This is a genomic window from Vibrio sp. 9-16B-A1 (assembly GCF_056726165.1).
Genome location: NZ_JBSDZD010000016.1, coordinates 23,928 through 50,063 on the forward strand (window position 1 = coordinate 23,928; position 26,136 = coordinate 50,063).

18 protein-coding genes are annotated in these 26,136 nt (G+C 56.1%); 9 read left to right on the forward strand and 9 right to left on the reverse strand.

What is annotated here, in order from left to right:
• Positions 1-9: 9 nt before the first annotated feature.
• Both ACVB80_RS20800 and ACVB80_RS20805 read right to left on the reverse strand, forming a co-directional pair.
• Complete coding sequence (locus ACVB80_RS20800) at positions 10-1,479, reverse strand: sulfatase family protein (protein WP_481083204.1); 1,470 nt, start codon at positions 1,477-1,479, stop codon at positions 10-12.
• Entirely contained in the window at positions 1,476-2,927 is a 1,452-nt protein-coding gene (locus ACVB80_RS20805) for a sulfatase family protein (RefSeq protein ID WP_481083205.1), read from the reverse strand. Before ACVB80_RS20805 ends, ACVB80_RS20800 begins: the two co-directional genes overlap by 4 nt.
• 150 nt (positions 2,928-3,077) lie before the next feature.
• On the opposite strand from ACVB80_RS20805, the gene ACVB80_RS20810 reads away from it, so the two are divergent.
• Positions 3,078-4,286, forward strand: a complete 1,209-nt coding sequence (locus ACVB80_RS20810; protein WP_481083206.1) for an anaerobic sulfatase maturase — start codon at positions 3,078-3,080, stop codon at positions 4,284-4,286.
• Positions 4,287-4,354: 68 nt separating this feature from the next.
• Here the strand turns inward: ACVB80_RS20810 and ACVB80_RS20815 are convergent, their stop codons facing one another.
• Positions 4,355-5,806: a sulfatase family protein gene (locus ACVB80_RS20815; protein WP_481083207.1), complete on the reverse strand. Its 1,452-nt coding sequence runs from the start codon at positions 5,804-5,806 to the stop codon at positions 4,355-4,357.
• A 225-nt stretch (positions 5,807-6,031) separates the two neighbouring features.
• Here ACVB80_RS20815 and ACVB80_RS20820 point away from each other — a divergent pair, with 225 nt between their 5' ends.
• From ACVB80_RS20820 to kdgR, 7 genes are all read left to right on the forward strand, one after another.
• Positions 6,032-7,768, forward strand: coding sequence for a DUF2264 domain-containing protein (locus ACVB80_RS20820; RefSeq protein ID WP_481083208.1), 1,737 nt, complete (start codon positions 6,032-6,034; stop codon positions 7,766-7,768).
• Positions 7,769-7,812: 44 nt separating this feature from the next.
• The gene (locus ACVB80_RS20825; RefSeq protein ID WP_481083209.1) at positions 7,813-9,735 is read left to right on the forward strand and encodes an ABC transporter substrate-binding protein; all 1,923 of its coding nucleotides are present in this window, start codon (positions 7,813-7,815) and stop codon (positions 9,733-9,735) included.
• Between the two features lie 279 nt (positions 9,736-10,014).
• Positions 10,015-11,022: an ABC transporter permease gene (locus ACVB80_RS20830; protein WP_481083210.1), complete on the forward strand. Its 1,008-nt coding sequence runs from the start codon at positions 10,015-10,017 to the stop codon at positions 11,020-11,022.
• A gap of 2 nt (positions 11,023-11,024) precedes the next feature.
• On the forward strand, positions 11,025-12,218 hold the full coding sequence (locus ACVB80_RS20835) for an ABC transporter permease (RefSeq protein ID WP_481083211.1): 1,194 nt from the start codon (positions 11,025-11,027) through the stop codon (positions 12,216-12,218).
• Positions 12,218-13,891 (forward strand): dipeptide ABC transporter ATP-binding protein, encoded by a 1,674-nt coding sequence (locus ACVB80_RS20840; protein ID WP_481083212.1) that lies wholly within the window; start codon positions 12,218-12,220, stop codon positions 13,889-13,891. Before ACVB80_RS20835 ends, ACVB80_RS20840 begins: the two co-directional genes overlap by 1 nt.
• A 52-nt stretch (positions 13,892-13,943) precedes the next feature.
• A complete protein-coding gene (locus ACVB80_RS20845) occupies positions 13,944-15,905 on the forward strand; it encodes a methyl-accepting chemotaxis protein (RefSeq protein WP_481083213.1) in 1,962 nt (653 codons plus the stop codon).
• Positions 15,906-16,106: 201 nt separating this feature from the next.
• Positions 16,107-16,898: a DNA-binding transcriptional regulator KdgR gene (kdgR, locus tag ACVB80_RS20850; RefSeq protein WP_481083214.1), complete on the forward strand. Its 792-nt coding sequence runs from the start codon at positions 16,107-16,109 to the stop codon at positions 16,896-16,898.
• Positions 16,899-17,072: 174 nt separating this feature from the next.
• Here the strand turns inward: kdgR and ACVB80_RS20855 are convergent, their stop codons facing one another.
• The 5 genes from ACVB80_RS20855 to hemC form a co-directional block, all read right to left on the reverse strand.
• On the reverse strand, positions 17,073-18,497 hold the full coding sequence (locus ACVB80_RS20855) for an OprD family outer membrane porin (RefSeq protein WP_481083215.1): 1,425 nt from the start codon (positions 18,495-18,497) through the stop codon (positions 17,073-17,075).
• 261 nt (positions 18,498-18,758) lie between these two features.
• Positions 18,759-19,931 (reverse strand): heme biosynthesis HemY N-terminal domain-containing protein, encoded by a 1,173-nt coding sequence (locus ACVB80_RS20860; RefSeq protein WP_481083216.1) that lies wholly within the window; start codon positions 19,929-19,931, stop codon positions 18,759-18,761.
• Positions 19,928-21,112 (reverse strand): uroporphyrinogen-III C-methyltransferase, encoded by a 1,185-nt coding sequence (locus ACVB80_RS20865; RefSeq protein ID WP_481083217.1) that lies wholly within the window; start codon positions 21,110-21,112, stop codon positions 19,928-19,930. Before ACVB80_RS20865 ends, ACVB80_RS20860 begins: the two co-directional genes overlap by 4 nt.
• 15 nt (positions 21,113-21,127) lie before the next feature.
• Positions 21,128-21,862 carry a uroporphyrinogen-III synthase gene (locus ACVB80_RS20870; RefSeq protein ID WP_481083218.1) on the reverse strand — a complete coding sequence of 245 codons (735 nt, stop codon included), beginning with the start codon at positions 21,860-21,862 and terminating at the stop codon, positions 21,128-21,130.
• Positions 21,863-21,865: 3 nt separating this feature from the next.
• The gene (gene hemC / locus ACVB80_RS20875; RefSeq protein ID WP_481083219.1) at positions 21,866-22,804 is read right to left on the reverse strand and encodes a hydroxymethylbilane synthase; all 939 of its coding nucleotides are present in this window, start codon (positions 22,802-22,804) and stop codon (positions 21,866-21,868) included.
• Between the two features lie 357 nt (positions 22,805-23,161).
• On the opposite strand from hemC, the gene ACVB80_RS20880 reads away from it, so the two are divergent.
• The gene (locus ACVB80_RS20880; RefSeq protein ID WP_481083220.1) at positions 23,162-25,687 is read left to right on the forward strand and encodes a class I adenylate cyclase; all 2,526 of its coding nucleotides are present in this window, start codon (positions 23,162-23,164) and stop codon (positions 25,685-25,687) included.
• A gap of 60 nt (positions 25,688-25,747) precedes the next feature.
• Here the strand turns inward: ACVB80_RS20880 and cyaY are convergent, their stop codons facing one another.
• Positions 25,748-26,062 carry an iron donor protein CyaY gene (gene cyaY, locus ACVB80_RS20885; RefSeq protein WP_481083221.1) on the reverse strand — a complete coding sequence of 105 codons (315 nt, stop codon included), beginning with the start codon at positions 26,060-26,062 and terminating at the stop codon, positions 25,748-25,750.
• Positions 26,063-26,136: the final 74 nt, after the last annotated feature.

The window sequence follows — 26,136 nt, forward strand, 5'->3', positions numbered from 1 at the left end:
AGCGGAGTATTAATCGCGGTTGTGGCTGGTGGGCTGGCTGACCAGTTTGCTGAGCAGGGCCTCCATTTCTGCCACCTTTTGAGGCTGCTCTGTGGCGAGGTTTTGCAGCTGGCCGATATCATCACTGAGGTCATACAGCTGGGCCTGTGACCAGCAGCCTTTCTCATTGCCGGTGTACTGACAGATAAAGTCATCATCGTGTGGTGGGATGTAGGCAAAGTTCTGGTCGCGCAGCACTTTTTTGTACTGCATTCCTTCCAGCACCATGTTATCCCGTCCCTGCGGGTCGTGGCCCAGCAGGGCATCGAGCTGCATCTGGCTGTCCGGGGCTTCCTGGTTTTCCAGATTCTGGCCGGTCAGCTGGGCAAACGTAGCGTACAGATCCACCTGGTTGATCAGCGCCTGGCTGTCACCGCCGCGGATGCCATCCGGCCAGCGGACGATAAAGGGTACCCGGGTACCGCCTTCAAACAGGCTGTATTTGCCGCCGCGCAGCGGGCCGGCCATATTGTGGGGACCGTTGCGCTCAATCGCTTCGTCTTTGTAGCCGTCGTTGAGCACCGGGCCGTTATCACTGGAGAACACCACTATGGTGTTGTCGCTCAGCGCCAGCTCATCGAGCCGGTCGAGCAGCTGGCCGATACACCAGTCCATTTCGACGATCACATCGCCGCGTACGCCGTGTGGGGTCGCGCCACGGAATTTCGGGTTCGGGATACGCGGTACGTGCGGCTGGTGCATGGCGTAGAACAGGAAGAAAGGCTGCGTCTGGTTCTGTTCGACAAATTCAATCGCTTTTTGGGCAAACACTTCCCCCATGGTTTCGTCATCCCACAGTGCCGATTTACCGCCGCGCATGTGGCCGATGCGGCTGACGCCGTTGATGATGGTGCCATCATGGCCGTGGTCATACATCATATCCAGCAGCTCCGGGTTATGGCGGCCGGTTGGTACATCCGGGAAGGCTTTATCCCAGTCGTAGGTCACTTCAATCGGATCCGCCGGGTCGAGCCCTTCTACTTCACGGTTATTGATGTAGACGCACGGCACCCGGTCGTTGGTGGCGGCCATGATGTAAGACGAATCAAAGCCGACATCGTTCGGCGTGCCGGAAATCGGCTGGTTGAAGTCCAGCCCGCCATCACCCAGTCCAAGGTGCCATTTTCCGACGATACCGGTGGCGTAACCTGCCTGTTTCAGCATCCGCGGCAGGGTGCGGTCACCGCTGCCGATGATCTGAGCCGCATCACCCGGCAGCACGGCAGCTTCCGGGTTACGCCACGGGTAAGAGCCGGTCAGCAGGCTGTAGCGCGACGGGGTGCAGGTCGCAGCTGTTGCATAGCCCTGATGGAATTTCAGCCCCTGCTCCGCGAGGCGGTCCAGGTTAGGGGTCGGGATCTGACCGGCGCCGTAGCAGCCGATGTCACCAAAGCCGAGGTCATCGGCGTAGATGATGATGATATTGGGAGACGGGTTCATTGGGATTCCTTTTCATTGGGGTAAGGCAGCAGATCACACAATATGTGTCGCTCTGCCCACGGATCGTCGATTCGGTTCAGTTCTCTTGCCATCAGGCTCAGCAGCTGGCGTTCCGTTTCACCCTGCGGGTTAAACGTCAGGTTGTCTTGCTGGTACGGGTCCTGGCTGTCGTCAAAGAACAGGGTTTGGGTCAGGCTGTGATAGCGGCTGATGGTCAGTGCCAGGGTATAGCGGCCGGTTTTGATGCCGCGGCTTTCCGGGAAGTAATCTTCACTGGTGTCGTCCAGGTTGCGGATATACAGGGCGCACTCCGGGCGAGCCGGGTGCTCGGGTTTACCCAGGCAGGTGCTAAGGTCCCGGCCGTGGCGCTCTGGTGGCATCCGCTCACCGATGCCAAGGCTGCCGAGCAGGGTTGGCATAATGTCCGGGCTGCTGATCAGCAGGTCATCAAAGTCACGGTGTTGCTGCTGCGGGCGTTTGAGCACAAACGGTACCGAAAACGCTTCGTGAAAGATGCTGTTCTTGGCGTCCTGAATACCATGGGCACACAGGGTCTCGCCGTGGTCTGAGCTGAACACCACCAGGGTGTTGTCCCATTCACCCATGGTTTTCAGCTCTGCAACGATGCGGCCAAACTGCTCGTCCACCGCGCTGATGTTGGCGAAGTAGTAGGGGGCACAGCTGCTTTTTTCCATATTTGTGTCGGCGTTGTCGCGAACCAGCAGATCCGGGATGCTTTGTTCCAGATAGGCCGGCAGGTGGGCCGGGTCACAGTCGCGCTCTGAGTTGTAAGGCGAGTGCGGCGGGTTCATCGAGACGAACAGGGCAAAGGGTTTGTCCGGGTCCCGCTCACCGTTCTGGTTCTGCAGGTATTCAATCGCTTTGTCTGTTTCGTGACGGGCTGACCATTCGCCCGGCTCGTGGCGGTTGCCTTCGCTGTCGTAGTAGTGCGGGTTATGGTGTTCATCAAAGGTGCCGTAGCCGTACCAGTAGTGAATGCCGTGGCGGCGGTCCGGTTCGGTATAGGAGTCCCACGCCGGACGCCGGGCTTCCACGTAGTGACCCGGGTTGGCGGGGTCGTTCGGGGTTGGCCAGTCCAGGTGCCATTTGCCAATGTAGCCAATATGGTAGTTCTGCTCTGCCAGCACATCGGTCAGGCAGGCCATGTCCGCCGGAAGCTGACTTTGCGGGCGGCCGGAATGACAGTTCAGCGGTACTCCGCTGCGGTTGGGGTAGTTGGCGGTCATCAGGCTGCCGCGGTGCGGGCTGCAGACCGGGCAGTTGCTGACCGCGCCGGTGATCACGGTCGCCTGGGCAGCAAGGGCATCCAGGTGTGGGGTATGCACCGGATCGGGCTGTCCGCCGGGGTAATCACTGTGTTGACGCCAGAATCCCATCGAGGACTGGCGGAACTGGTCGGGAAAGACATACAGCAGGTTGGCGGGCATACGGGTCTCCGGGTTGGTTTTGGGAGGATAATTTTAAAATGAAAAGGTGTTTTAAAAACAAGTGTGGCTTCACACAATTTGAAGATAATGAAATGGCTTTTTAAAAATATTGGTTAAACTGTGCGGGTTCAGCTGTAACAGGAGCCCTGCATGAACCGCCAGATCCCCACCAGTGCACCAAAGGCGAAGCGCCCGTTTCATATTCTCTCCAAGCCGGTTGGCCCGGTATGTAACCTCGACTGTGAGTACTGTTTCTATCTGGATAAAACCCAGTACTATCCGGGCCAGAAACGTTTTGAGATGGATGAGGCAACCCTGGAAGCGCACATCCGGGACTACATTGAGTCTCAGCCGCGCGGCTGTCAGGAGGTGGTATTTGGCTGGCAGGGCGGTGAGCCGACCCTGCGCGGGGTGGCATTTTTCGAAAAGGTGGTGGCACTGCAGCGCCGTTACGCACGGCCCGGAATGGCGGTGCGTAATACCCTGCAGACCAACGCCGTACTGATCGATGACGAGTGGGGGCGCTTTTTGCGTGAGCACGGGTTTCTGGTCGGGGTGAGCATTGACGGGGATGCAGAGCTGCACGACAGGTACCGCAAAACCCGCTCCGGCAAAGGCTCGCACAGCAAAGTGATAAAGGGGCTGAAGTGCCTGCTGCGCCACGGGGTGGAGGTTAATGTCCTGACCGTGGTTCAGCGCGACAACGGCGATCACGGCCGCCGGGTGTATGAGTATCTGACTTCGCTTGGGGTGCAGTTTATCCAGTTTATTCCTGTGGTGGAGGCGCAGCCTGGTGAGGGCATTTCTGAGCGCAGCGTGACTCCGGCTCAGTTCGGCCGCTTTATGACTGACGTGTTTGAGGCCTGGTGTGAGCGCGACATCGGCCGGGTGTTTGTCAGCCATTTTGATAACGCGCTGGGGATGACGCTGGGGATGCCGTCAAACATTTGTGTCCACGCCCCGCAGTGTGGCGATAACCTGGTGGTGGAGCACAACGGCGATGTCTACAGCTGCGATCACTTTGTTTACCCGGAGTTTAAGCTGGGAAGTATCCGCCAGAAGGCTTATCCGGATCTGATCGAAACCCCGTTGCAGGTGGAGTTTTCCAGCCGAAAACCCACCGGTAGTGAGCTGCACTGCCAGGGCTGCGCGGTGCGTTCTCTCTGTAACGGTGCCTGTCCGGCCCAGCGGCTGGATGAAAAAGGCAACCTGTCTGTGTCTGCCCGTCACTATCTGTGCGAAGGCTACTTCGCATTTTTCAGTCATCTGCAGCCGTACCTGAATGCGATGGCGGCCTGTCTGCAGCGCCGTCTGCCCGCCAGTGAGTACCGGCGGTTTATGCCTGAACCGCAGGCCTGACAGCGTTCCTGAATACCCAAACAAATACCGCCGAAGTGTGCGGCGGTATGGCTGACAGAGTATGAGGGTTAAGCGACTTTCATCATCCGGTAGAGCCAGGTCAGCAGCGGGTCGTGATAGCGTTCCATTTCCGCGTACATCTCATCAAACAGCCGTGCTTTGATCTCTGCGTAGTCCGGGTGGTCAATCAGGTTTGTCATCTCGTGCGGGTCCAGGCTGATGTGATAAAGCTCGGATTTGCCACTGGCGTTAAACACCAGTTTGTACTCCCGGGTGCGCCACATCCGTTGCGGATACGGGGTAAAGTGTCCGCTCTGCTGGGCCAGGATCCCTTCGCGCGGGGTAAACTCCCCGCCGCGCAGCAGTGGCAGCAGTGAGCGGCCGTCAAAGCTGCCCGGTATGACGCCCTGGCCGATATCGGCAAAGGTGGCGGTGACATCGTGCAGGCAGACCATCTCATCGCTCACCTGACCGGTCTGGCTGGCGAGCGGGTCTTTGACCACCATCGGTACCCGGTAGGTCTGGTCAAACATGAACTCGCCTTTTTCGATCATCCGGTGGGCACCCATGGCATCGCCGTGGTCGGCCGAGAGCACCATAAACATCTCCTGCCACAGTCCCTGCGTTTCCAGAAATTCGATGAGTTCGCCGATGGCGTCGTCGATCAGGGTGATATATCCGTGGTATTTGGCGATCACTTCGCGCCACTTCTCTTCACTCATCTCCCACACGCCCCACATTTTGGCGATGTTGGTGTAGTGCTCGGGTTTGCCCTGCAGCGGCTGGTGGAAGCTTGGGTCAAACTCCACCTCTTCCGGTGCGTACATCGAGAAGTAAGGCTCCGGGATCACGCACGGGGTGTGCGGCCCCCAGAAGTTCATCCACAGGGTGAACGGTTTGTTGTCGGCGATGGCCTGTTTGATCGCGGTGATGGCTTCGTCCACCAGGAAGAAAGGAATGCTCGCTTCTGCCGGGGCTTCGAGACGGGCGTAAAACTCCTGGATCTGCAGGTTAGGGTTATCGCCAAAGGTACATTCCGTCACAGACGGAAGCGCAAAGCCTTTCTCATGCAGCCACTCTTCATAGCGGTTGCCGTTCAGCGGCACGCTGTCAAACACCAGCCCCTGGTACACGCCGCTGCCCGGGTAGGCGTAGCCGTCAAAGTTGTGGCCCACATAGCCGTACTCTTCCGGCAGTTTTTTATGGCCGATATGCCATTTGCCGATGTAGAGATGGCGGTGGTCCGGCAGTTCAGAGATCAGGTTCGGCTGGTTAAGCGGTACGTCCTGCTTTTCCCCTTCCTTGTCAGAATTACACATCACACCGTGGTGGCTGGGCATCTGGCCGGTAAACAGGGAGGTACGTGACGGGGTGCAGACCGAAGAGGCGCAGTAGGCCTGGTCAAAGCGGGTCCCCGCCGCCGCCAGTTTGTCCATGTTCGGGGTGGCAACCCGGGGGTGGCCATAGCAGCCAAGCATGTCAGCCCGGGTCTGGTCCATAAGCAGAATAGCGAGATTCACGTTTCCTCCTGTTAAATGAAATGCCGTTTCAATTATATCCTTTTGTGTTCCGGTGTAAGGGGGGAAATGGTCATTTAGGCTGAAAATGTGATCGTAACGAACAATAATTGATAAAAATAAAACGTAGTTTTGATCTGCTTATCACAAATATAAAAAAGCGTTTCAAAAATCAATTTCAGTGCGTTTTAATTTGTTTCGACAACGATTGCCTGACAGGAAATGCCCATGAACATCGCTTTAACAGACTGGTTAGCCGAAGACGCTGAGTTTGCCAGCCGTGAAGCTTGTGTGGCGGTACTCAACCTGCTGCTGGAAAAGCAGTGTGAGCTGTTTAATTCCGGCCTGAGTCAGGGCAGTCAGGCGGCACATTATCTGCCGGAAGTTGCAGAGTTTGAGCAACTGGCCCGTCTGATGTGGGGGGCCGTACCTGCCGGTGCAGAGTCGGCACGATTTAACCGTTTTCTGGCGACCCGGTTGGCCCGGGGGCTTGCTCCACAGAGCCCGGACTACTGGGGTACGCCGGTTAACTATGACCAGCGGGTGGTTGAGATGTCGTCGGTCGCGGTCGCGATGATCGATGCCGGAGAGCTGTATTTCTCCCCGCTTGATGAGGACGGGCGTCAGCACCTTTTTGACTGGTTTGGCAGCGTAACAGAGCTGGAGCTGCCGCCGAACAACTGGCGCTGGTTCCGTATTCTCATCCTCAGTGCACTGGAAAAACTGCATGGTCTGAGTGTGGACCAGCAGGCTGCCATTGAGCGCGATTTTGCGTTGCTTGAAGAGAGTTATCTGGAGCACGGCTGGTACCAGGATGGTCCGTCAGCGGTGCTCGACTACTACAACCCGTTTGCTTTTCACCTGTATGGTCTGATCTATGCCCGCTGGTATCCGGGCAGCCCGCGCAGCCAGACTCTGATTGCCAGGGCGCGGGAGTTTGCCGCCGGTTATCAGCTCTGGTTTGGCGACGATGGCGCTCAGCTGGTGTATGGCCGCTCACTGAACTATCGATTTGCCGGTGCCGGTTTCTGGGCCGAGCTGGCCGGGCTGCTCCCGACAGACAGCCAGGAAATGGGCCAGCTGCGCGGCCTTTGGGCACGCAATATGCGCTGGTGGGCACGCCAGCCGATCTGGCACTGCGATGGTCAGCTCAGCTCCGGTTTTGCTTATCCTAACCTGCTGGCGAGCGAGTTCTATACCAGTCCGGCTTCACCGCTGCTGGCCTTTAAAGCATTCAGTGCGTTGCGCCTGCCTGCTGACCACCCGTTCTGGCTGGCGGATGAGCAGCCTGCACAGAAAGAGGTATCACCTGCGCTGGTGGCGGGACGTCATCTGCTCTGCCGCCGTGGCGGGAGCTATCTTTTGAGTAATTCCCCGGCCAGTGGTGAGCTGCGCCACTGCGCCGATAAATACCTTAAGTTTGCCTACAGTTCAGATCATGGCCTGTGTGTTGAAGGGGAGCGCTGGATTGACCAGGGCTTTGCCGGCGACAACCTGATGGCGTTTAAACACCCGCAGACCGGGAGCTGGCATGGCCGCGCGCGTCTTATCAGCAGTGAAAGCCGTGATAACAAACTGATTTCCGTCTGGCAGCCGTTTGAAGGCTGCCGGGTGACTACTGAGCAGTTCTTTACCGTGGACAGGGAAGTCCGCACTCACCGCATTGAAGCGGAACAGAAACTGGATTTTCTGGCGACCGGCCACGCAGCCGATACCTGGCGGCCATGGTTCAGTCATCTGGATCCCGGCCAGCGTGCCAGGACAGAAGGGGAACGGCTGTTCAGTGAACTGGTGCCGGTGACCGGGGCGTGCAGCCCGTCGGTTTACCCATGTGCACCGAATACGAATTTGCTTTATGCCCACGCCAGCGTACCTGCGCTGAGCGGAAGCGTGGAAGCGGGAGAGACCCTGCTGGAGTACCACGTCTTTGCCGGGCGGCGGGCGAACAAAAATGGTCTTCAGTGATGAAGCCTGTCAGTAACATAAGAATTAACATCAGGGAGTGACTGATGAAACAACATACAAGCGTGCCTGTGCTGGGCAGCATTACCCTCGCCGTAACCGCAGCCCTGTCGTTTTCGGCATCGGCGGCAACCTACAACGAAGCGCCACAACTGGCGGAACTGGTAAAGAGTGGCCAGCTTCCGGCTGTTGAGCAGCGTCTGCCATCTGAGCCTCTGGTGGTGGAGCCTTACGAGTCCGTGGGCCAGTACGGTGGTACCCTGAACCTGGTGGGCAAAGTAGTGGATAACGGTCACCGTATCCGTACCATTGCTTACGATAACCTGTTCAACTTTGACGCGACTTACTCGAAAGTGGTGCCAAATCTGGCGACCGGTTTCAGTGCTAATGCTGACAATACTGAGTACACCATTACCCTGCGTAAAGGCGTGAAGTGGTCTGACGGTACCCCGTTTACCGCAGAAGACATCGCTTTCTACATCAATGACATCGTGGGTGACCCTGAGCACGCGGGTAACCGTCCGCTGGCGCTGCCATCACACGACTCTGCCAAAGCAGAAGTGATCGATACGTACACAGTTAAAATTACCCTGGCTGAGCCAAACGGTATGTTTATCCGTGGCCTGGCGACGGTAGACAGCGAGAGCTACACCGCTTTCCCTAAACACTACTGTTCTCAGTTCTACCCGAAATTTAACGATAAAGCGGAAGCCAGTGCCAAAGCGGCGGGCTTTGACTCCTGGCGTCAGTACGCGTCGACCAAATGTAACGCGCACTACTTTATCGAGCACTACAACAACATCGACCGCCCGGTTCTGACCGCGTGGATGGTGGAGACGCCTCCTGGTCCGAACGCGCCTTTTGCTGAGTATGTGCGTAACCCGTACTACTGGCAGGTTGATACTGAAGGCAACCAGCTGCCATACCTGGACAGTGTTCGCTGGCGCTACAGTGAAGACCTGGAAGAGATGGTTCTGCGCGCAGCCAACGGCGAAGCGGATTACCAGCACCGTCACATCGGTAAAGCGTCGCACCGTGCGCTGCTGATCGAAAACGAGAAGAAGAGTGGCTTTACTTACAAGTTCCGTCCGAGCACCCGCAGCACAGAGCTGGCGATTGCCCTGAACCAGACGGTGAAAGATCCGGTGAAACGTGAGTTGTTTGCTGACAAGCAGTTCCGTATCGCCCTGTCTCACGCAATTGACCGTGAAGAGATCAGCGAAACGGTGTTCTCCGGTGCGGTAGGCCCGTACCAGGCGGCGCCGCTGGAGATGTCTCCTTTCTTTGATGAAGAGATGGCGACCCAGTTCACCGAGTTTGACCAGGTGAAAGCGAATAAAATTCTCGACAGCCTGGGCCTGAACAAGCGTGACAAAGAAGGCTACCGTCTGATGAAGAACGGTGAGCGTCTGCGCATTGAGGCCGTTTCCAAGGTGAACGACAAAGGCGTACTGGCTGACTCACTGGAGCTGGTGAAGAACCAGTGGAAAGATGTGGGCATCTTCCTGGATATTCGTATCCTGGAGAACAACCACGTGACCAATATGCGTTTGACCAACGACTACGACATGATCCCAATCGTGGGTGACGGTGGTGTGGGTGTCATCGACGAAGCGCGTCACTACATGCCGTTCAGCCCCGAATCTACCTGGGGTCTGGGTTACTACCTGTGGGCTAACGAGCCGGGTAACCAGTACGCGGTTGAGCCACCGGCACACGTGAAGCAGCAGCTGGCGCTGTGGGACAAGATTGAAGCGACTTCCTCTCAGCAGGAGCAGTACAAGTACATGGAGCAAATCATGGAGATCGCCAAAGAGCATTTCTACGTGATTGGTACTGTGGAATCACTGCCGGTAGGCGTAGTGGTGAACAACCAGCTGCGTAACACGCCGGAGAACATGCCTCAGTCCTGGACTTTCCCGACTCCTGGGCCAATGCGCATGAGCCAGCTGTGGAAAGAAGCTAAATAATTACACTCATTATTCTCCATATTTTGCCCCGCTTTCGCGGGGCTTTTTTTGTTTTTAAAACATCATTTCACCTACGGGGCAACTCATTTTTGTTGTGAATGATCACAATAAGAAAGATTGCCGCTGATCCGTTTCGCACATTTATGAAAAAGCGTTTCAAAAATAACTTAAGGTGCGTTCTAATAAAACTGCACCGGGCAGGAGCCCGATGCTGAGATGTTGAGTGTTGGCAGCCTGGTCTGCCCAGCCAGCCTGATGTAACCAAGTTAAGGAACAATGATGAACAGTTTTTTTCTGTTTGCAGGTAAGCGGTTGATTTCAATTCTGGTCACCCTGTTTGCCGTTTCTCTTGTGGTTTTTGCGGTGATCGACCTGCCGCCGGGAGATTTCGCCTCGTCGAAAATCGCCGAACTGCAAGCCATGGGTCAGACCGTTGACCCACAGATGATTTATACCCTGCGTGAAATGTATGGCCTGGATAAGCCTCTGCTGGAGCGCTATGCCAGCTGGGTTGGCGGTCTGCTGACCGGTGATCTGGGAATTTCCCTGACCAACAACCAGCCGGTGTGGGACACCATTGCCCCGCGAATTGGCCCTACGGTTTGTCTGGCGCTGGCGGTATTTCTGTTCCAGTTTCTGCTCGCGATCCCAATCGGTATGTACTCGGCGCTGCGCCAGTACTCGGTGGGTGACTACATCGCCACCGTATTCGGTTTTATTGGTATGGCGACGCCAAACTTTGTTATCGCGATTCTTGCCCTGCTGGTGGGTTACTACAGTTTTGATGTGGTGCTCTCCGGTCTCTATTCAGATGAGTTCATTGGCCAGCCGATGTCCTGGGCCAAGTTTATGGATGCAGTATCGCGCAGCTGGGTTTACATCCTGGTGGTGGGCACCGCGGGCATGGCAGGCATCATCCGGATTATGCGTGCCAACCTGCTCGATGAGCTGAAAAAGCCGTATGTGAAAACCGCCCGGGCCAAAGGCCAGAGCGAAGCCCGCCTGGTGATGCGCTATCCGGTTCGTATCGCGATTCTGCCTATCGTATCTACCATTGGCTGGATGCTGCCTGCGCTGCTTGGCGCGGACATCATCGTCAGCCAGGTGATGAATATTCCTACCCTGGGCCCGCTGATGCTGTCGGCACTGCGCGCACAGGATATGTACCTGGCCGGTGACGTGCTGCTGATCATGTCGATTCTGACCATCATAGGTACCCTGATTTCTGACCTGTTGCTGTACTGGGTCGACCCACGAGTACGCGTTGGCGTGTCCAAGGAGTTTTAATCATGACGACGTCTGTTCTTTCCCGCTTTGGCCAGGGTATTGGCCAGGTATTTAAACTGCCCTTCGGGCGTAAAAAGAAAAAGCAGCTGGACCTGGCGACCGCTACCCAGTGGCAGCTGATCGGCATTAAGCTGCGTCAGCACAAGCTGGCCTGGTACAGCATCTGGTTCCTGGCGCTGGTTTACTTTGTGGCTATGTTTGCTGAGTTCTTTGCCCCGTTTGACCCGAGTGACAACTGGCGCCGTTACACCTATGCGCCACCTCAGGCGGTGAGCCTGTTTGAGAGTACCGATGAAGGGCTGGGTTTTCGCTGGGCACCGCACCTTGATTTTTACAGGGTGAAAACTGACATGCGTACCCTCAAGCGTCACTACACCCTGGATGAGAACAAAAAGGTCTATTTCTCGTTCTTTGGTAAGACGGATTCGTATGAGCTGCTGGGCTTCATCCCGATGAACCGCAAGTTCATCGTGCCGGATAACCCGAAACAGCCGTTCTTTATCCTCGGCTCAGACCGGATGGGGCGGGACATGTTGTCGCGGCTTATCTACGGTGCCCGGATCTCGCTGTCGGTCGGCCTGATGGGGGTATTCACCACCTTTGTACTGGGTATCGTGATCGGGGGTATCTCCGGTTACTTCGGCGGCGCGGTGGATAATTTTATCCAGCGCAGCATCGAGTTTATGAAGTCGATTCCGACCCTGCCGCTGTGGATGGCGCTGTCGGCCTCGCTTCCGGCGGAGTGGAGTTCGCTGACCAAATACTTCCTTATCACCATAATCCTCGGTCTGGTCTCCTGGCCGGATATGGCGCGGGTGGTGCGTTCCCGCTTTATGTCGCTGCGCAGTGAAGAGTATGTGGCTGCGGCCTGGCTGGACGGCAATACCCCGTTTGAAATCATCCGCCGCTACATGGTGCCGAACTTCCTCAGCCACATTATCGCTGTGGTGACCCTGGCTATCCCGGCGATGATTCTGGGTGAAACGGCGCTGAGTTTCCTTGGCCTTGGTCTGCAGGCTCCGATGGTGAGCTGGGGCGTCTTGCTGCAGGAAGCGCAGAACATCCGTGCCCTGGCAGACGCGTCATGGCTGCTGGTCCCGGCCGGTGCAGTAGTAGTAGTAATTTTGGCAATGAACTTTGTGGGTGACGGCCTGCGCGATGCGTGCGACCCATACCACGACCAGGGAGCAAAATAATGGCTGAGAAAATCTTACAGGTGAAAGATCTGAATGTGAGCTTTCCAACCAGTACCGAGCACTTCCATGCGGTAAAAGGCGTCTCGTTTGACCTCTACCGCGGCGAAACCCTGTCGGTGATCGGTGAGTCGGGCTCCGGTAAGTCGGTGACTTCCAGCGCGATCATGCAGCTGCTTGACCGTCCGGGCCGTATCGATTCAGGCCAGATCCTGCTTAATCTGGGTGAAGGACAGATCATTGACATCACCCAGGTGGAGCCGCGCAGCAAAGCGATGCGTTCACTGCGCTGTTTTAACTTCTCACTGGTGTCTCAGGAGCCGATGGCGGCACTGAGTCCGGTACACACCGTGGGTGATCAGCTGAAAGAAGTGCTGTGTCTGGTGGACCCGGACATCACCAAAGAAGCGGCACACGAGCGTTCGGTTGAGCTGCTGCGTCAGGTGCAGATGCCGGAGCCGGAAAGCCTGGTGAACAAGTACTCGTTTGAGCTCTCCGGTGGCCAGCGCCAGCGGGTGGTGATCGCGATGGCGATTGCATCCCGTCCGGATATTCTGATCGCCGATGAGCCAACCACCGCGCTGGACGTGACCACTCAGGCGGAAATCCTGGACCTGTTTGCCAAACTGCAGCAGGAAATCGGTATGGCGATCCTGTTTATCACCCACGACCTCGGCGTAGTAGCGCAGATCTCTGACCGGGTGGCGGTGATGGAAAAAGGCGTGCTGGTGGAGTGTGGCGATGTGCGCCAGATTTTTGAAAACCCACAGCACCCTTACACCATCAAGCTGATGCACGCGACCCGTGCGCTGGAAAAGCCATCGCTGGTGAAGCGTCCGTTTGAACTGGTCAGCGGTGATAACGACACCCCGATCCTGGATGTAGCCAAAGTCACCAAGCAGTTTGAGAAACCGGCCAAAATGTTCCAGAAGAAACAGCTGATGACTGCGGTGGACCAGGCGGACCTGGTGCTGCACCCGGGTGAATCGCTGGGCATCGTGGGTGAGTCCGGTTCGGGCAAGAGCACCCTGGGCCGCGCGATTCTGGGCATGGCGCCGGCAACCTCGGGCTCTATCCGTTATGACGATGGTGAAACGCAGCTGGAGCTGGCGGATTACCAGCGTGGCAAGCGCGACCCGCTGTTTGCTGACCTGCGCCTGATCTTCCAGGACCCGTGGTCCTCGCTTAACCCGCGGATGACGGTGTTCGATATCATTGAAGAGCCACTGAAACTGCTGCGCACAGAAATGGACGGCAAACAGCGCGAAGAGCGGGTGCGTAACATGATGAAGTGGGTGGGACTGCCGCCGGAATTTTCCAGCCGTTACCCGCACGCGTTCTCCGGTGGTCAGCGTCAGCGCATCGTGATCGCCCGTGCACTGGTGACCCTGCCGAAGGTAGTGATTGCCGATGAAGCCACGGCCGCACTGGACGTGTCGCTGCGTGCCCAGGTTCTTGACCTGCTTATCGAGTTCCAGAACACCTATGGCACTGCCTTTATCCTGATCACCCACGATATCGCGACAGTGAAATACTTCTGTGACCGGGTGATCGTATTGCAGCACGGCAAGATTGTTGAGCAGGGCAGTGTGGAGCAGGTGGTACATAACCCTCAGCAGCCATACACCCGCGAACTGATTGCCGCGGTACCGGTCGCCGAACTGCCGGCCGCCTGAGTTTAAAACCAAGCCTCCTCCGGGAGGCTTTTTTGATTAAGGGATCTTAACAATGAGAATGTGGAATCAGGCCACTATAGTGCAGCGGGTCTATCTTGGCTTTGGTCTCAGCCTGGCGATTCTGCTCGGTTTTGCCTGGCTGGCGGTTGGTCAGGGCCAGCAGATGCATACCCGGCTCGGCCAGCTGTCGGGCCAGACCATACCCGGGTTGACGGTTCTGGGGCAGGCCAAGCACCAACTGGTCGCGGTAGCGGCGCTGGGTGACCAGCTGACAGCGACCACAGACCCGCAGAGGCTGGAGTCACTGGCCGCTCAGGGGCAGTCACTGACCGGTCAGCTTGCAGGCTCCCCGGACTTTCCTCTGGTGCCGGACCAGGAGCGGGCAGCGCTGGAGCAGAGTCTTGACCGGCTGCAGGTGGTGCGCCGGGAAATGCTGGAAAGTGCTGCCCTGGTGGATAAGCAGCGTGGCCGTTATCAGCTGGTGACCAGTCAGCTTCGGCGTGCTGTGTACGCGCTGGCCGGCAACAGTGACAACATGAACGTGGCGATGAAAGCCGAGAGCATCAGCAGCAGTATCGACACCTTCGCATTTAATATCGACCGGGCACTGATGAGCAGTGAACTGGCGCAAATTGAAAAGCTCCGGACAACGAATGCCCGTATTGCTGCTCAGCTGAAAAGGGACGCGGAGGGATTGCAGCAGGCAGCCCCTGGTTTTGGCCGGGCTCAGTTGCGGCGGCTGGATCAGCTGCTGGAGCATGGCCAGGGAGAGCAGGGGGTAGTTGCCGCCCAGCTCACCCTGTATCAGCTGAAGACAGACCAGCTGGAGCTGAGCAATCAGATCCGCCAGCAGGTAGATACGCAGCTGATCAGGCTTGATGGTTATAATCAGCAGTTGCTGAGCGAAGGCGCCGATCAGTTGTCCGGTGCCAGCCGTGACCAGCAGGATTTTAATCGCATGACCCTGTGGCTGTGCCTTGGCACTGCGCTGGTGCTGATGGGACTGGCTGCCGCACTGGCCCGCTCTATTAACCGGCCGTTGCAGAGTATGCTGCGGGTGCTCGGTCAGCTCAGTCAGGGTGACATGACCGGCGAACTGGCGCGGGACAGAGGCGGTGAGTTTGGCACCCTGAGTCACCAGCTGGCGATGGTGCAGGATAATCTGCGCCTGTTGCTTGGACAGCTTCAGAGCGGCGCGGAAACCCTGCAGCAGGTCGCGGGCAGTAACGGTGACAATGTGCAGGGCGCGCAGCAGGCGCTTGATCAGCAGCGTCATCAGGCCGATGAAGTCGCTCAGGCCATGGTGCAGATGGAGCAGACTACCGCGGAAGTTGCCGAGGCGGCCAGCGTCAGTCAGGAGCAGGTCGGGGGCATTGAGCAGGGCGCCCGGCATGGCCAGCGCAACATGCAGCGTAACATTGATACCCACCATCAGCTGGCGGAGAGTCTGGGGCAGGCGACACAGGCCATCGCAACTGTCAGCCATGACGCGCGGCGGATAGAAAGCGTACTTGAAGTTATTCAGGGAATTGCCGAGCAAACCAATCTGCTGGCGCTGAATGCGGCGATCGAAGCGGCCCGTGCCGGAGAGCAGGGGCGGGGGTTTGCGGTGGTGGCCGATGAGGTGCGCCACCTGGCGACCCGTACCAGCGATTCGACCACTGAGATCCAGTCTACCATTGAAGCGCTGCGCAGCGGCGTGGCGAATGCGGTAGAGCTGGTGGAACTCTGTTCCGGCGAAATGGAGCAGTCTCTTGGCAGTGCAGAGCAGGCGAGTCAGGCGATGGACAGCCTGCTTGAGCAGGTACTGCATGTTTCCCGCCTGTCGGGACAGATTGCGGTGGCGGCAGAGCAGCAACGGGCAACCAGCCAGGAGATCGCCGGCTGCCTGACGGACATGCGGGAACGTTCAGAGGCGAACTATCAGCGCATGGAAGTCATCACCGGCAATGGTCTGGAGCTGAACCTGGTGGTGGAGCAGCAGGAGCAGCTGGTGGCCCGCTATCGGGTGTGATATGCGCCGCAATGCATTCGACCTGTACGGTATCAGGTTGAACCTGCGTCATACTTTGACTTTATTTGTACTAAAAAAATATTCTGGCAGCTTTTATTTTTCAGAACAATATTTTAAATTGTTCAAACCGCATGCCCCATGGCAAAACAACAGAACGAAAAAGCTGTCTTGTTACAATGAGATGGTAACAGGTAAGAGATAATGACAACGACAAAACAACCGGAAGCCGTATCTTCGGTGATGAAAACTTTTGGCATTTTACAGGCTTTAAGTACTCAAAAGGACATTGGCATCAGTGAGCTGGCACAGCGTCTGATGATGTCTAAAAGCACGGTTTACCGCTTTCTGCAAACCATGAAAACCATGGGCTATGTATCGCAGGATGGCGACAGTGAAAACTACGCCCTGACGCTGAAGCTGTTTGAGCTGGGCGCAAGTGCACTGGAATACGTTGACCTGATCGACCTTGCTGATCCGGAAATGCGCCGTATCGGTGACCTGACCAGCGAAGCGCTGCACCTGGGGGCGCTGGACGGTGATGGCATTATCTACGTGCACAAGATCGACTCTAAGTACAACCTGCGTATGCAGTCGCGTATCGGCCGCCGCAACCCGCTCTACTCAACCGCTATCGGTAAAGTGCTGCTGGCAGAGCGCAGTGAAGCGGAAATCAGGCAGATTCTGGGCGAAGTTGAGTTTACCCGCTCGACAGAACGCACCCACACCGACGTGGATTCGTTTATTTCTGAGCTGCCAGGCGTGAAAGAGTTTGGCTTTGGTGAAGATAACGAAGAGCAGGAAGTGGGTCTGCGCTGTCTGGCAGTGCCGGTTTACGACCGCTTCAACAACGTGGTGGCCGGTATGAGTATCTCACTGCCGACCATTCGTTTTACCGAAGAGAAGAAAGTGGAATACATTGCTGAGCTGCACGCAGCAGCAGCGCGTATCTCGAACAAGCTGGGCTGTAAAGAGTACCCGCACGGCCAGCAGTAATCCCATCCGGATGAAGAAAACCTGCCGTTTTGGCAGGTTTTTTTATGCCTGCAGTTTTTTCCCGTTCCATTAATTATGTGAGCAGGTCATTGATGGGACCGGGATCATGCCCGGTGGTGCTCCGGCAGGCACAAAAAAAGCCACCGGAGTGGCTTTTATCAGACAGACAGTGAATTACTTCAGGTCAACACTGTATGAAATCAGCAGTTTCAGGTCATTACGGTCTGCTTTATGAACGATGTTATCGCCACGGAAAGTACCTTTAAACGCGCGAACGTTCAGGCCTTTCAGACCGCCTTCCTGGAATTTGTAGCCTACGTTCCAGTCAAAAGAGTGCATGGTGCCATCGTACTCTTTCTCAGTTTTGCTTGAACGAACATTGGTACCGTAGTTACCGCCAATACCTGCGGTCAGGCCAGGTACACCCCAGTCAGCAAAGTTGTAGTTCACTGCCAGTTTTACTGCTTTGGTGCCATCGGTGTTGTAGTCGTCCAGCTGAGAAGTTGCCTGCTGGAAGTGGCGGTTATCCGAGTTTGCCCAAGGCGTCAGGCGGAAGTTGTAGTTCAGTTCCTGACCTTTGGTATCGGTGGCACTCGCACCCGCGATCCAGGTAAAGCCGCCGTGTTTCAGACGCGCACCCAGAGCCAGGTAGCTTTGTGCTTCCTGATCTTTTTTGCCGGTCAGTTCGGTTTCAGCTGCGATGCTGCCGTGGTAGAAACCGGTCAGGGCCAGCTTGGCTGAGCCCAGGTCAAAGTTGTATTTACCCAGAGCCTGCCAGTTGGTGCGGTAGTCTTTGCCTTCACCGTAACCCAGGTCAATCTGGCCGTCGCCAAACTTGTAGATAGCACCGACGGTATGGATATAGTCGATGGTGCCGCCGTGCGCAGTACTGTCCAGAACCTGGTTCTGGTGCCACTTGGTGGTCATAGGCAGGAACTCTTTACGCCAGTCGTTTTTAAACTGGTCAGCGATGGCGTAACCCAGGATCAGGTTGCCGTAGTGCCCTTTAACTTCCAGGCCGCGGTATGCGTGCGGGTTCAGGCCCCAGCTTGAGCGGATGGTACCCATGTTGATGCGGGTGTAACCACCGCGCAGCGCCAGACCGGCTTTGTCATCACCAAATTTGGCTTTCAGCGCAGCAACAGACAGTGCGGCATAAGACTTCTCACACGCTTCACCAGCGTAGGCTTTGTTTCCGGCACATTCGTGGTCGTAGTAGAGGATTTCTGACATGCCGGTAGTGTTGCCCACCTGCAGGTTGGCGTTAGCCCAGATATCCAGACCAATCACATCTTTGAAGTAACCGGAGCGGTAATCCCACGCCAGTTGCAGGGTCTGGTTTTCAATGTTGGGAACAAAGTCACCTTCAGAACCGTTAGCGCGCTGCTCACGGTCACGAATGTAGAGGAAAGAGTGCAGTTTTGACGAAGACTCTTCGTAAAACGCCTGTTTTGCTTCATCAGCCAGGTCCACTGCAGCGGCACTTTCGTTCAGTACATCGTTTGGATCAACGTCGTTCGCAAACGCCGGCATTGATGCCATCGCGGCCATTACCGAGGCACTGAGCAGAGTGAGGGAAGTTTTGTTTTTAATAGTCATAACCATATCCATCAGTTATTGATTGATTCGTGAATTATTCACTTTGCTCATCATAAGGAAATGGTGGTTTTTTAAAATAGAAACCGCGTTTTAAATATTAAAAACAAGATCCCCATCATAAATGAATTGGTTGTTTTGAATTTGATCAACTTATGGGTGAAACCAAGGAAAACCATACGTCAGCCGGTAATTTCAGGGAGAGCAGGCATAAAAAAACCGGCGCCTGAAGCGCCGGTTTTATCATGAAGTGGTAACAGAAAATCAGCTCTCGACCAGCGCCAGTGCCTGACGGGAGACGGTGTTCGCCGCCTGGGTCAGTTGCTGTTTCTCCAGGCTGTTTGCCAGGTTCGCGTAGTCAGCAACCAGCGGGCGAACTTTCAGTGCCTGCTCGAAGTGTTGCTGGGCTTCCGGCCATTTTTCCTGCTTCATCAGCAGCTGTGCCAGGGTGCTGTGCAGGGTGGCGTTGCGCGAGTCGCGTTGCAGCGCGGCCTGCAGCAGAACCACTGCCGGGTGAATGTCCGGCAGTTCCAGGGTGGCGATAGCCGCGTACAGGTCATCGTGCGGGCGCTTTTTCAGTGCGTCACGCAGGACGATGTAAGCCTGAGAATCGGCCCTGCGCGCGACCAGTTGCTCAACCAGCTTCAGCACCAGGGCGCGGTCCTGTCTGAGTTTACGTGGCAGCTTATCCCAGTGGCTCATCAGGCCATCGCTGCCGTCGCGTTCACCGATACTTTCCAGTGAGCCCAGCTCGGCCTGGTAAGTCAGTTTCTCCAGCTCTTCACCATTGATCTGACGGGCTTTTTTCAGCTGTGGCAGCAGAGCCAGCAGTTCAGGCCACATACCCAGCGCCTGGTAACACTGCTGCTGCAGTCTCAGCGCGATAGGGTTGAAGCGGCCGTGCAGCTCATCCAGGCTGCTCAGCGCAAGGCGGTATTCGCCTTCTGCCACCTGCTGTTTGGCACGGGTCAGGGTCACCGCCAGATCAGAGTCGCTCTGCTCGGCAGCCAGCTGCAGGTAGTAGTTGCGCTTTTCAATGTCGCCTTTGCCCTGGGCAGCTTCCGCAGCCACCAGATAACAGAGCAGCGGCATGTCGTGGTGTTTGGCCCGTTGGGTCACTTTCTTCTCTGCGGCCTGCCAGTCACCTTCGAGCAGTTTGATCATGCCTTCGTTGGTGTCGCGGCGGGCGCGTTTCAGGTTGCGTACGCTGAACCAGTTCCAGGTCGCGTTGCTCATGCGCAGCATTTTCTTGATGATGAACTCCAGCCCAAACAGCACCCCAAGCAGGGCAATCACCATCACGACCAGGGTGGTGACGCTCATTTCGATGGTGGTGTTGGCCACCGAGATCAGCACATAGCCCTGCTGACCGGCGAACTGGGTACCGGCGAACAGACCGGCACCGAGGAAGATAAATAACAGCAGCATCCGGATCATTGTTGTTCCTCCGTTACCAGCACGGTAATTTCACGGCGCAGGCGGTCACGGATCACATCCGACAGCTGCTGCTGGGTGTGCAGTTTCACCGGGTAATCGACGTGAATGTCCTGCTCTGCCAGTCTGGCGATGCGCTGCTGGAACTCCAGCACGCCTTTGTCAGACTGGTTGAAGAACTGCTGTGACCATTGCTGTGCGGTCTTCAGCCCTTCGCCGTACAGCCTGCCGTTTTCCAGATATACGCCTTTGATCGCGGTTTCCAGTTTGGCTTTCACGTTCTCTTTCAGGTAGAAGTGCTGCTCAGGTGACAGCAGCGGTACCACGTTCCCGTCGCGGGTACGGAAAGTAATAAACTGCTCAGAGAAATCTTTCAGTGAGGTTTTCAGGTTGGTCTGCCAGTCGTTGATGTCACCGCTGACTTCCTGATGTTCTTCAACCGGAGCCTCCGGCAGGATGGCATTTGCCAGTGGCAGTGCATCGACCTGCTGCTGTAGGCTGGTCAGGGTCAGGACCAGACCGTCACGGTCAATCAGAGGCAGTGCGCGCAGGGTGGTGATGTCTTCTGCCATCGCTTTGCGCAGCGGCACCAGACTTGGGTCATTCAGTGCGGCGACACGCTGGTCGGCGCTTTCCATCAGGCGGGTCGCGCTTTCGATGTCGTGTTCAAGGAACAGCTTACGTCCGGCCAGTTTCACCAGGTAGTCGGCTTCGGCCAGCAGCCAGTCGTTCGGACGGCGGCCTTTTACGTCAGCCAGGGCGCTCTGCAGGTTCTCAATGCTGGTCTGTTGCTGGCCCAGTTCAACCTGCATGCGGGTGGTGGCTTTACCCAGTTGTGCATCGATGTTCTTTTGCGCTTCAGTGAGCTGGCCGGAGACCGAAGACTGCATGCTGGCAATCTGCGCTTTCAGCGCGGCAATTTCTTCCTGCTGGGCGTGGCCCTGCTTTTGAATATGGTAGCTGAGGCCACCACCAAACAGCAGCGTCAGTACGATGGCCAGCGCGCCAAGTTTACTGCCTTTGCTTTTTTTGTTTTCAGCGACCGGAGGCTGTGGAGCTGGCTGAGCTGGCTCTGCCTTTTCGGATGCGGATGACGTCTGCTCTGCTTCAGGCTGAGGCGTCCCGGTGGAGGCAGGGGTCTGTTCAGCGTCAATCTGTTCGTTATTGTTTTTTTTACTGGTCATGCTGTTGTCCTATGGTTAGGTGTTACTCAGTGCACTGAGTAAATCCGGATTCGTTGCACCTTCCGCGCTGACTGCACGGGTAAAGCCAAGTTGCCCCGCATCGTCGGCGATGCGCTGACTGGGCACGATAAGGTGCGAATGGCGCAGCCAGGCAAAATGCCCGGCAGGCAGGTTGCGTACCAGCCAGGAGAGCTGCTCTCCGCTGGTGACCACCAGGGTATCGATGTTCTGCGTCTGCCATTGCTGCGCTTCGGTCTGGCCGTCAAACGGCAGCCATTCACGCTGATAGGTTTCGCAGTAGTTCACGGTCGCGCCGCGTGATTCGAGAGTTTCCCGGATCAGCTCCCGGCCGCCGTTGCCCCTGAGAATGGTGATCTGTTTCCCTGTGACCTGTTCGAGCAGTGGCAGTTTCAGCAGATGCTCACTGTCGCTCACGCCAGGGTAGTGTACTTTCTGTTGGCTGGCTTTGCTTAATTTGTGCGCGGTTTTTTGACCAACGGCAAGATAAACAGGCCAGCCCGGCCAGCTGATTTGATTTTGAGTCAGGTACTGGTTTGCCAGCTCTGCCGCGTGCCCGCTGACGGCGATGATAAAATCGCTGTGACTGAGCATATCGGGCAGCTGCGCCAGTTCAGTGCCGGGCAGAATGCGCAGCAGCGGGTGGGACACGACCTGGTGTCCCTGTTCTGTCAGCATCCGGCACAGCGCTTCCCCCTCGGGGCCAAACCGGGTAACCAGTACGGCCGCCACGGGTTATTCCTGTCCGCAGTAGAGTTTGTCGAGAATCGCTTTGGCGCCGCTATCGAGCAGCTGGTTAGCCAGGGTGATACCCAGCTCTTCTGCCTGCTCACGCGGGCCGCGGATTTCGCCGCGCACAATATGGGATCCGTCCGGCTCACCCACCAGGGCGCGCAGCCAGATCTGGTCTTCCTCCAGCAGCGCGTAGCTGCCGATTGGTACCTGACAGCCACCTTCAAGCGTCAGGTTCATCGCGCGCTCGCATTTCACCCGGTCGGCGGTGTCTTTGTGGTTCAGTGGCTCAAGCAGTTTGATCAGCCGTTCATCATCGAGGCGGCATTCAATACCGACTGCGCCCTGGCCGACTGCCGGCAGCGACTGCTCCGGTTCGATAAAGCCGCGGATTCGGGATTCCAGCTCCAGGCGTTTCAGACCGGCGGCAGCAAGAATGATGGCGTCGTACTCACCGGCATCGAGTTTGCCAAGGCGGGTGCCGACGTTGCCGCGCAGCTCTTTGATGACCAGGTCCGGGCGGGCTTCTTTCAGCTGGCACTGACGGCGCAGGCTGCAGGTACCGACCACCGAGCCTTCAGGCAGGGCGTCGATGCTGTCATAAGTGTTGGAAACAAAGGCGTCACGCGGGTCTTCGCGTTCGCAGATGGTCACCAGTCCAAGACCTTCGGGAAAATCGACCGGGACATCTTTCATAGAGTGCACCGCCAGGTCGGCGCGGCCTTCGAGCATCGCCACTTCCAGCTCTTTAACAAACAGCCCCTTGCCGCCGACTTTGGCCAGTGGGGTATCCAGGATCACATCGCCTTTGGTGACCATGGTCACCAGCTCAACTTCCAGTCCGGGATGAGCGGCCTGCAGCGCGTCTTTTACATAGTAAGCCTGCCAGAGTGCCAGCGGGCTTTTGCGGGTAGCAATACGGATAGGAGCACTTTGTGACATAAGGGTTCCGTTGATTTGAATGACTTCACAGATAGTCCCCAATCCTACCATTGAGACGGGCAAAGTATTACTGTTTCAGTGTCAAGCCTGTGAATCGCGAGCGGTTTCTTAGTATTGAGAAAAAAATATGTGACCACGTTCACATTTGCAAAGCGGATAATTACTCAAAAAGGGGTAAAAAAGCCGACACTATGGAGGGTCATTAAGGTCCTGTTAATTAGTGTGAGGATTGGACGATTCTCACGCTATTTGTTTACCTTTATCAGAAAAAGTGTTAAATTGATCACGTTTTTGATGTGGTTGTGAATACCTTTTAATCAAAAATATCTGATTAATCAAAGATCAAGGATCGCCCTCTTGCAGGCATTTACTCAAACATTGATACACAGACTCGATCTGCTCAATCAGCAGCGTATTGAACGTGCGCAGGCTCTGATGGATGTGCAGGGGCAACGTGTATTCAGTTTACTGCCTGTTTTGCTTCACTTTAATCATCCTTCCATACCCGGTTATTACGACCGTCAGGTGCCGCACGGCGTGTGGGGCTTTGAGCCTGATGAATCGCAGACCCAGTTTGTTCAGGACACAGAACTGACCATAGGTGAGTCGCTGCAGTCTCCGGCAGAGCCCGGTATTCTGGCGATGTACACCATGGGCAGTACCTCCTCTATAGGCCAGAGTACTTCCAGTGACCTCGATGTCTGGGTGTGTATTTCGCCTGAGATGTCTTCGGATGAGCGCAGCAACCTGACTAACAAGTGTCTGCTGATCACCGACTGGGCCAAGAACATGGGGGTGGAAGCCAACTTCTTCCTGATGGATGAAGAGCGTTTTCGCAGTAACCGTTCTGAAGAGATGACCGGTGACAACTGCGGTTCTTCCCAGCACCTGCTGCTGCTCGATGAGTTTTACCGCTCTGCGGTGCGCCTTGCCGGTCAGCGCCTGTTGTGGCAGATCGTGCCACCGGAAATGGAAGAGTGTTACGACGATTACGTGGCCCAGCTGTGTAACGACGGGCAGATTGACTGCAATGAGTGGATTGACTTTGGTCAGCTCGACCGTATCCCGGCGGAAGAGTACTTTGGCTCCAGTCTGTGGCAGTTGTACAAGAGTATCGACGCGCCGTATAAATCGGTGCTGAAGGCTATCCTACTGGAAGCCTATTCCTGGGAATACCCGTGTACCCAGCTGCTGTGTATCGACTCCAAGCGGCGTTTCTTCGCCCACGAGCCGGACCTGTACGGGATGGACGCCTACTACCTGATGCTGGAAAAAGTCACCCGTTACCTTGAGCGGGTGGATGACCTTGGCCGTCTGGACCTGGTGCGCCGTTGTTTCTATCTCAAAACCCATGAGAAGCTTTCCCGTGAGCCGGGCGTTGGCTCAGTGGCCTGGCGCCGTGAAGCCCTGACGGACATGGTGAAAAAATGGCAGTGGGATCCGGTGACCGTAATGGAACTGGATAACCGCCGTAACTGGAAAGTGGAGCAGGTTAAAGTGGTGCACGAGCAGCTGCTCGATGCCCTGATGCAGAGCTACCGTAACCTGATCCAGTTTGCCCGCCGCAACGATATTACCTCGGCGATCAGCCCGCAGGACATCAGTATCCTGGCACGTAAGCTGTATGCGGCCTTTGAGGTGCTGCCTGGCAAAGTTACCCTGCTGAACCCACAGATTTCCCCTGACCTGCACGAAGCGGACCTGAGCTTTATTCAGGTTGGTGAGGGGCGCAGTAACCTTCCGGGCTGGTACCTGTATAAGCAGCCGCTTGAGCCGCAGCGGATCATCGGTCAGCCATATCTGGAACACAACGAATACCTGAGTAAGCTGGTGGCCTGGTCATTCTTTAACGGCATGATCACTGAGTCCACCCGTTTGCACTCCGTAGTGCGCGAAGCCAATCTGGATATCGACAAGTTCTATCAGATGGTAAGTGACCTGCGAAACACCTTCTCACTGCACAAACGCCGCCCGAGTATGCAGGCGCTGGCGAGCCCGTGTGAGATCAGCCAGCTGGCGATGTTCATCAACTTTGAGAACGACCCGACTGAAGAACTCAAAGGCCGGGCGCTGAAAGTCGATCTTAAGAACATCGACATTTTCAGCTTTGGCAGCGAGAGCCAGTGCCTGGTCGGCAGTGTTGACCTGGTTTACCGTAATTCCTGGCACGAAGTGCGTACCCTGCACTTTACCGGCGAAACAGCGATGCTTGACGCGCTGAAAACCGTATTGGGTAAAATGCACCAGGACGCCCTGCCGCCGGAGTCGGTGGATGTGTTCTGCTACAGCAAAAACCTGCGCGGTGTAATGCGCAACCTGGTGTATCAGCTGCTGGCTGAGTGTATCGAGCTGCGTCTGAAGCCGGTCGAGCAGGAAAAACGCCGTCGCTTTAAAGCGATCCGTATCCGCGACCAGGTTTATGGCCTGTTCTTCGAGCGCCGTGGGGTATCGGTACAGAAGCTGGAGAACTCGGTCGACTTCTACAGCAGTATCTCCACCAACAAGCTCAAAGGCTCACCGCTGATGATGCTGGATAAAGAGCATGACCATCCGCTGCCTGAACTGGTGGACAGCTTTGCCAGTGAAGGCCTGATCCAGTTCTTCTTTGAAGACATTGAGGAAGGCTTCAATATCTATGTGCTCGACGAGTCGAACCGGGTAGAGGTTTACCATCAGTTCAACGGTAATAAAGATGAGATGGTAGCCAGTGTGAACCGATTCTACACCTCCTATCAGGACGATCTGGAAATCAGCAGCAAGTTCATCAACTTTAACCTGCCGCAGTACTATCAGATTGTGAAGCCGGAAGAAGGCGACGCGTATATCGTGCCTTATCGCGGTAACAGCAACCAGGCCCGCACCAGCAAAGCGGTTAACGCCTGAATCACATCATATAAAAATGCCGGCTGAACAGCCGGCATTTTTGTGTCTTATGGGTTGGTACTACACCCAGTCGATACTCTCTTCTGCGTGTTTTTCGCATTCGCTTTTCACCAGGCTTATCAGCTCAGCACCGGTTTTGGAGCAGAGCCATACCTCTCCGTCATAGCGGAAATGATAGCCGCCGGACTTCGACGCCAGCCAGATTTCGTGCATCGGCTCCTGACGGTTGATCACGATTTGGCTGCGGTTATCAAACTCCAGCGTCATGACGTTGCCCGTCACTTCATAATCGATATCCGCACCCGAGTCATCAATGGCCGTTTCTATCGTATGGAGTGCGGCATCCGCCAGTTGATGAAATTCAGTATCATTCATCCTGCTCTGTCCTATTGCTTTTCCTGTTGGTGGTGCGATTATAGGGGGCATTGATGGATTAATCACGACATGCA

Bases quoted from the DNA above. Each gene is read 5' to 3' on its own strand.
- ACVB80_RS20800 (WP_481083204.1), bottom strand. From the start codon at position 1,479: ATGAACCCGTCTCCCAATATCATCATCATCTACGCCGATGACCTCGGC.
- ACVB80_RS20805 (WP_481083205.1), bottom strand. From the start codon at position 2,927: ATGCCCGCCAACCTGCTGTATGTCTTTCCCGACCAGTTCCGCCAGTCC.
- ACVB80_RS20810 (WP_481083206.1), top strand. From the start codon at position 3,078: ATGAACCGCCAGATCCCCACCAGTGCACCAAAGGCGAAGCGCCCGTTT.
- ACVB80_RS20820 (WP_481083208.1), top strand. From the start codon at position 6,032: ATGAACATCGCTTTAACAGACTGGTTAGCCGAAGACGCTGAGTTTGCC.
- ACVB80_RS20825 (WP_481083209.1), top strand. From the start codon at position 7,813: ATGAAACAACATACAAGCGTGCCTGTGCTGGGCAGCATTACCCTCGCC.
- ACVB80_RS20830 (WP_481083210.1), top strand. From the start codon at position 10,015: ATGAACAGTTTTTTTCTGTTTGCAGGTAAGCGGTTGATTTCAATTCTG.
- ACVB80_RS20835 (WP_481083211.1), top strand. From the start codon at position 11,025: ATGACGACGTCTGTTCTTTCCCGCTTTGGCCAGGGTATTGGCCAGGTA.
- ACVB80_RS20840 (WP_481083212.1), top strand. From the start codon at position 12,218: ATGGCTGAGAAAATCTTACAGGTGAAAGATCTGAATGTGAGCTTTCCA.
- ACVB80_RS20845 (WP_481083213.1), top strand. From the start codon at position 13,944: ATGAGAATGTGGAATCAGGCCACTATAGTGCAGCGGGTCTATCTTGGC.
- kdgR (WP_481083214.1), top strand. From the start codon at position 16,107: ATGACAACGACAAAACAACCGGAAGCCGTATCTTCGGTGATGAAAACT.
- ACVB80_RS20855 (WP_481083215.1), bottom strand. From the start codon at position 18,497: ATGACTATTAAAAACAAAACTTCCCTCACTCTGCTCAGTGCCTCGGTA.
- ACVB80_RS20860 (WP_481083216.1), bottom strand. From the start codon at position 19,931: ATGATCCGGATGCTGCTGTTATTTATCTTCCTCGGTGCCGGTCTGTTC.
- ACVB80_RS20865 (WP_481083217.1), bottom strand. From the start codon at position 21,112: ATGACCAGTAAAAAAAACAATAACGAACAGATTGACGCTGAACAGACC.
- hemC (WP_481083219.1), bottom strand. From the start codon at position 22,804: ATGTCACAAAGTGCTCCTATCCGTATTGCTACCCGCAAAAGCCCGCTG.
- cyaY (WP_481083221.1), bottom strand. From the start codon at position 26,062: ATGAATGATACTGAATTTCATCAACTGGCGGATGCCGCACTCCATACG.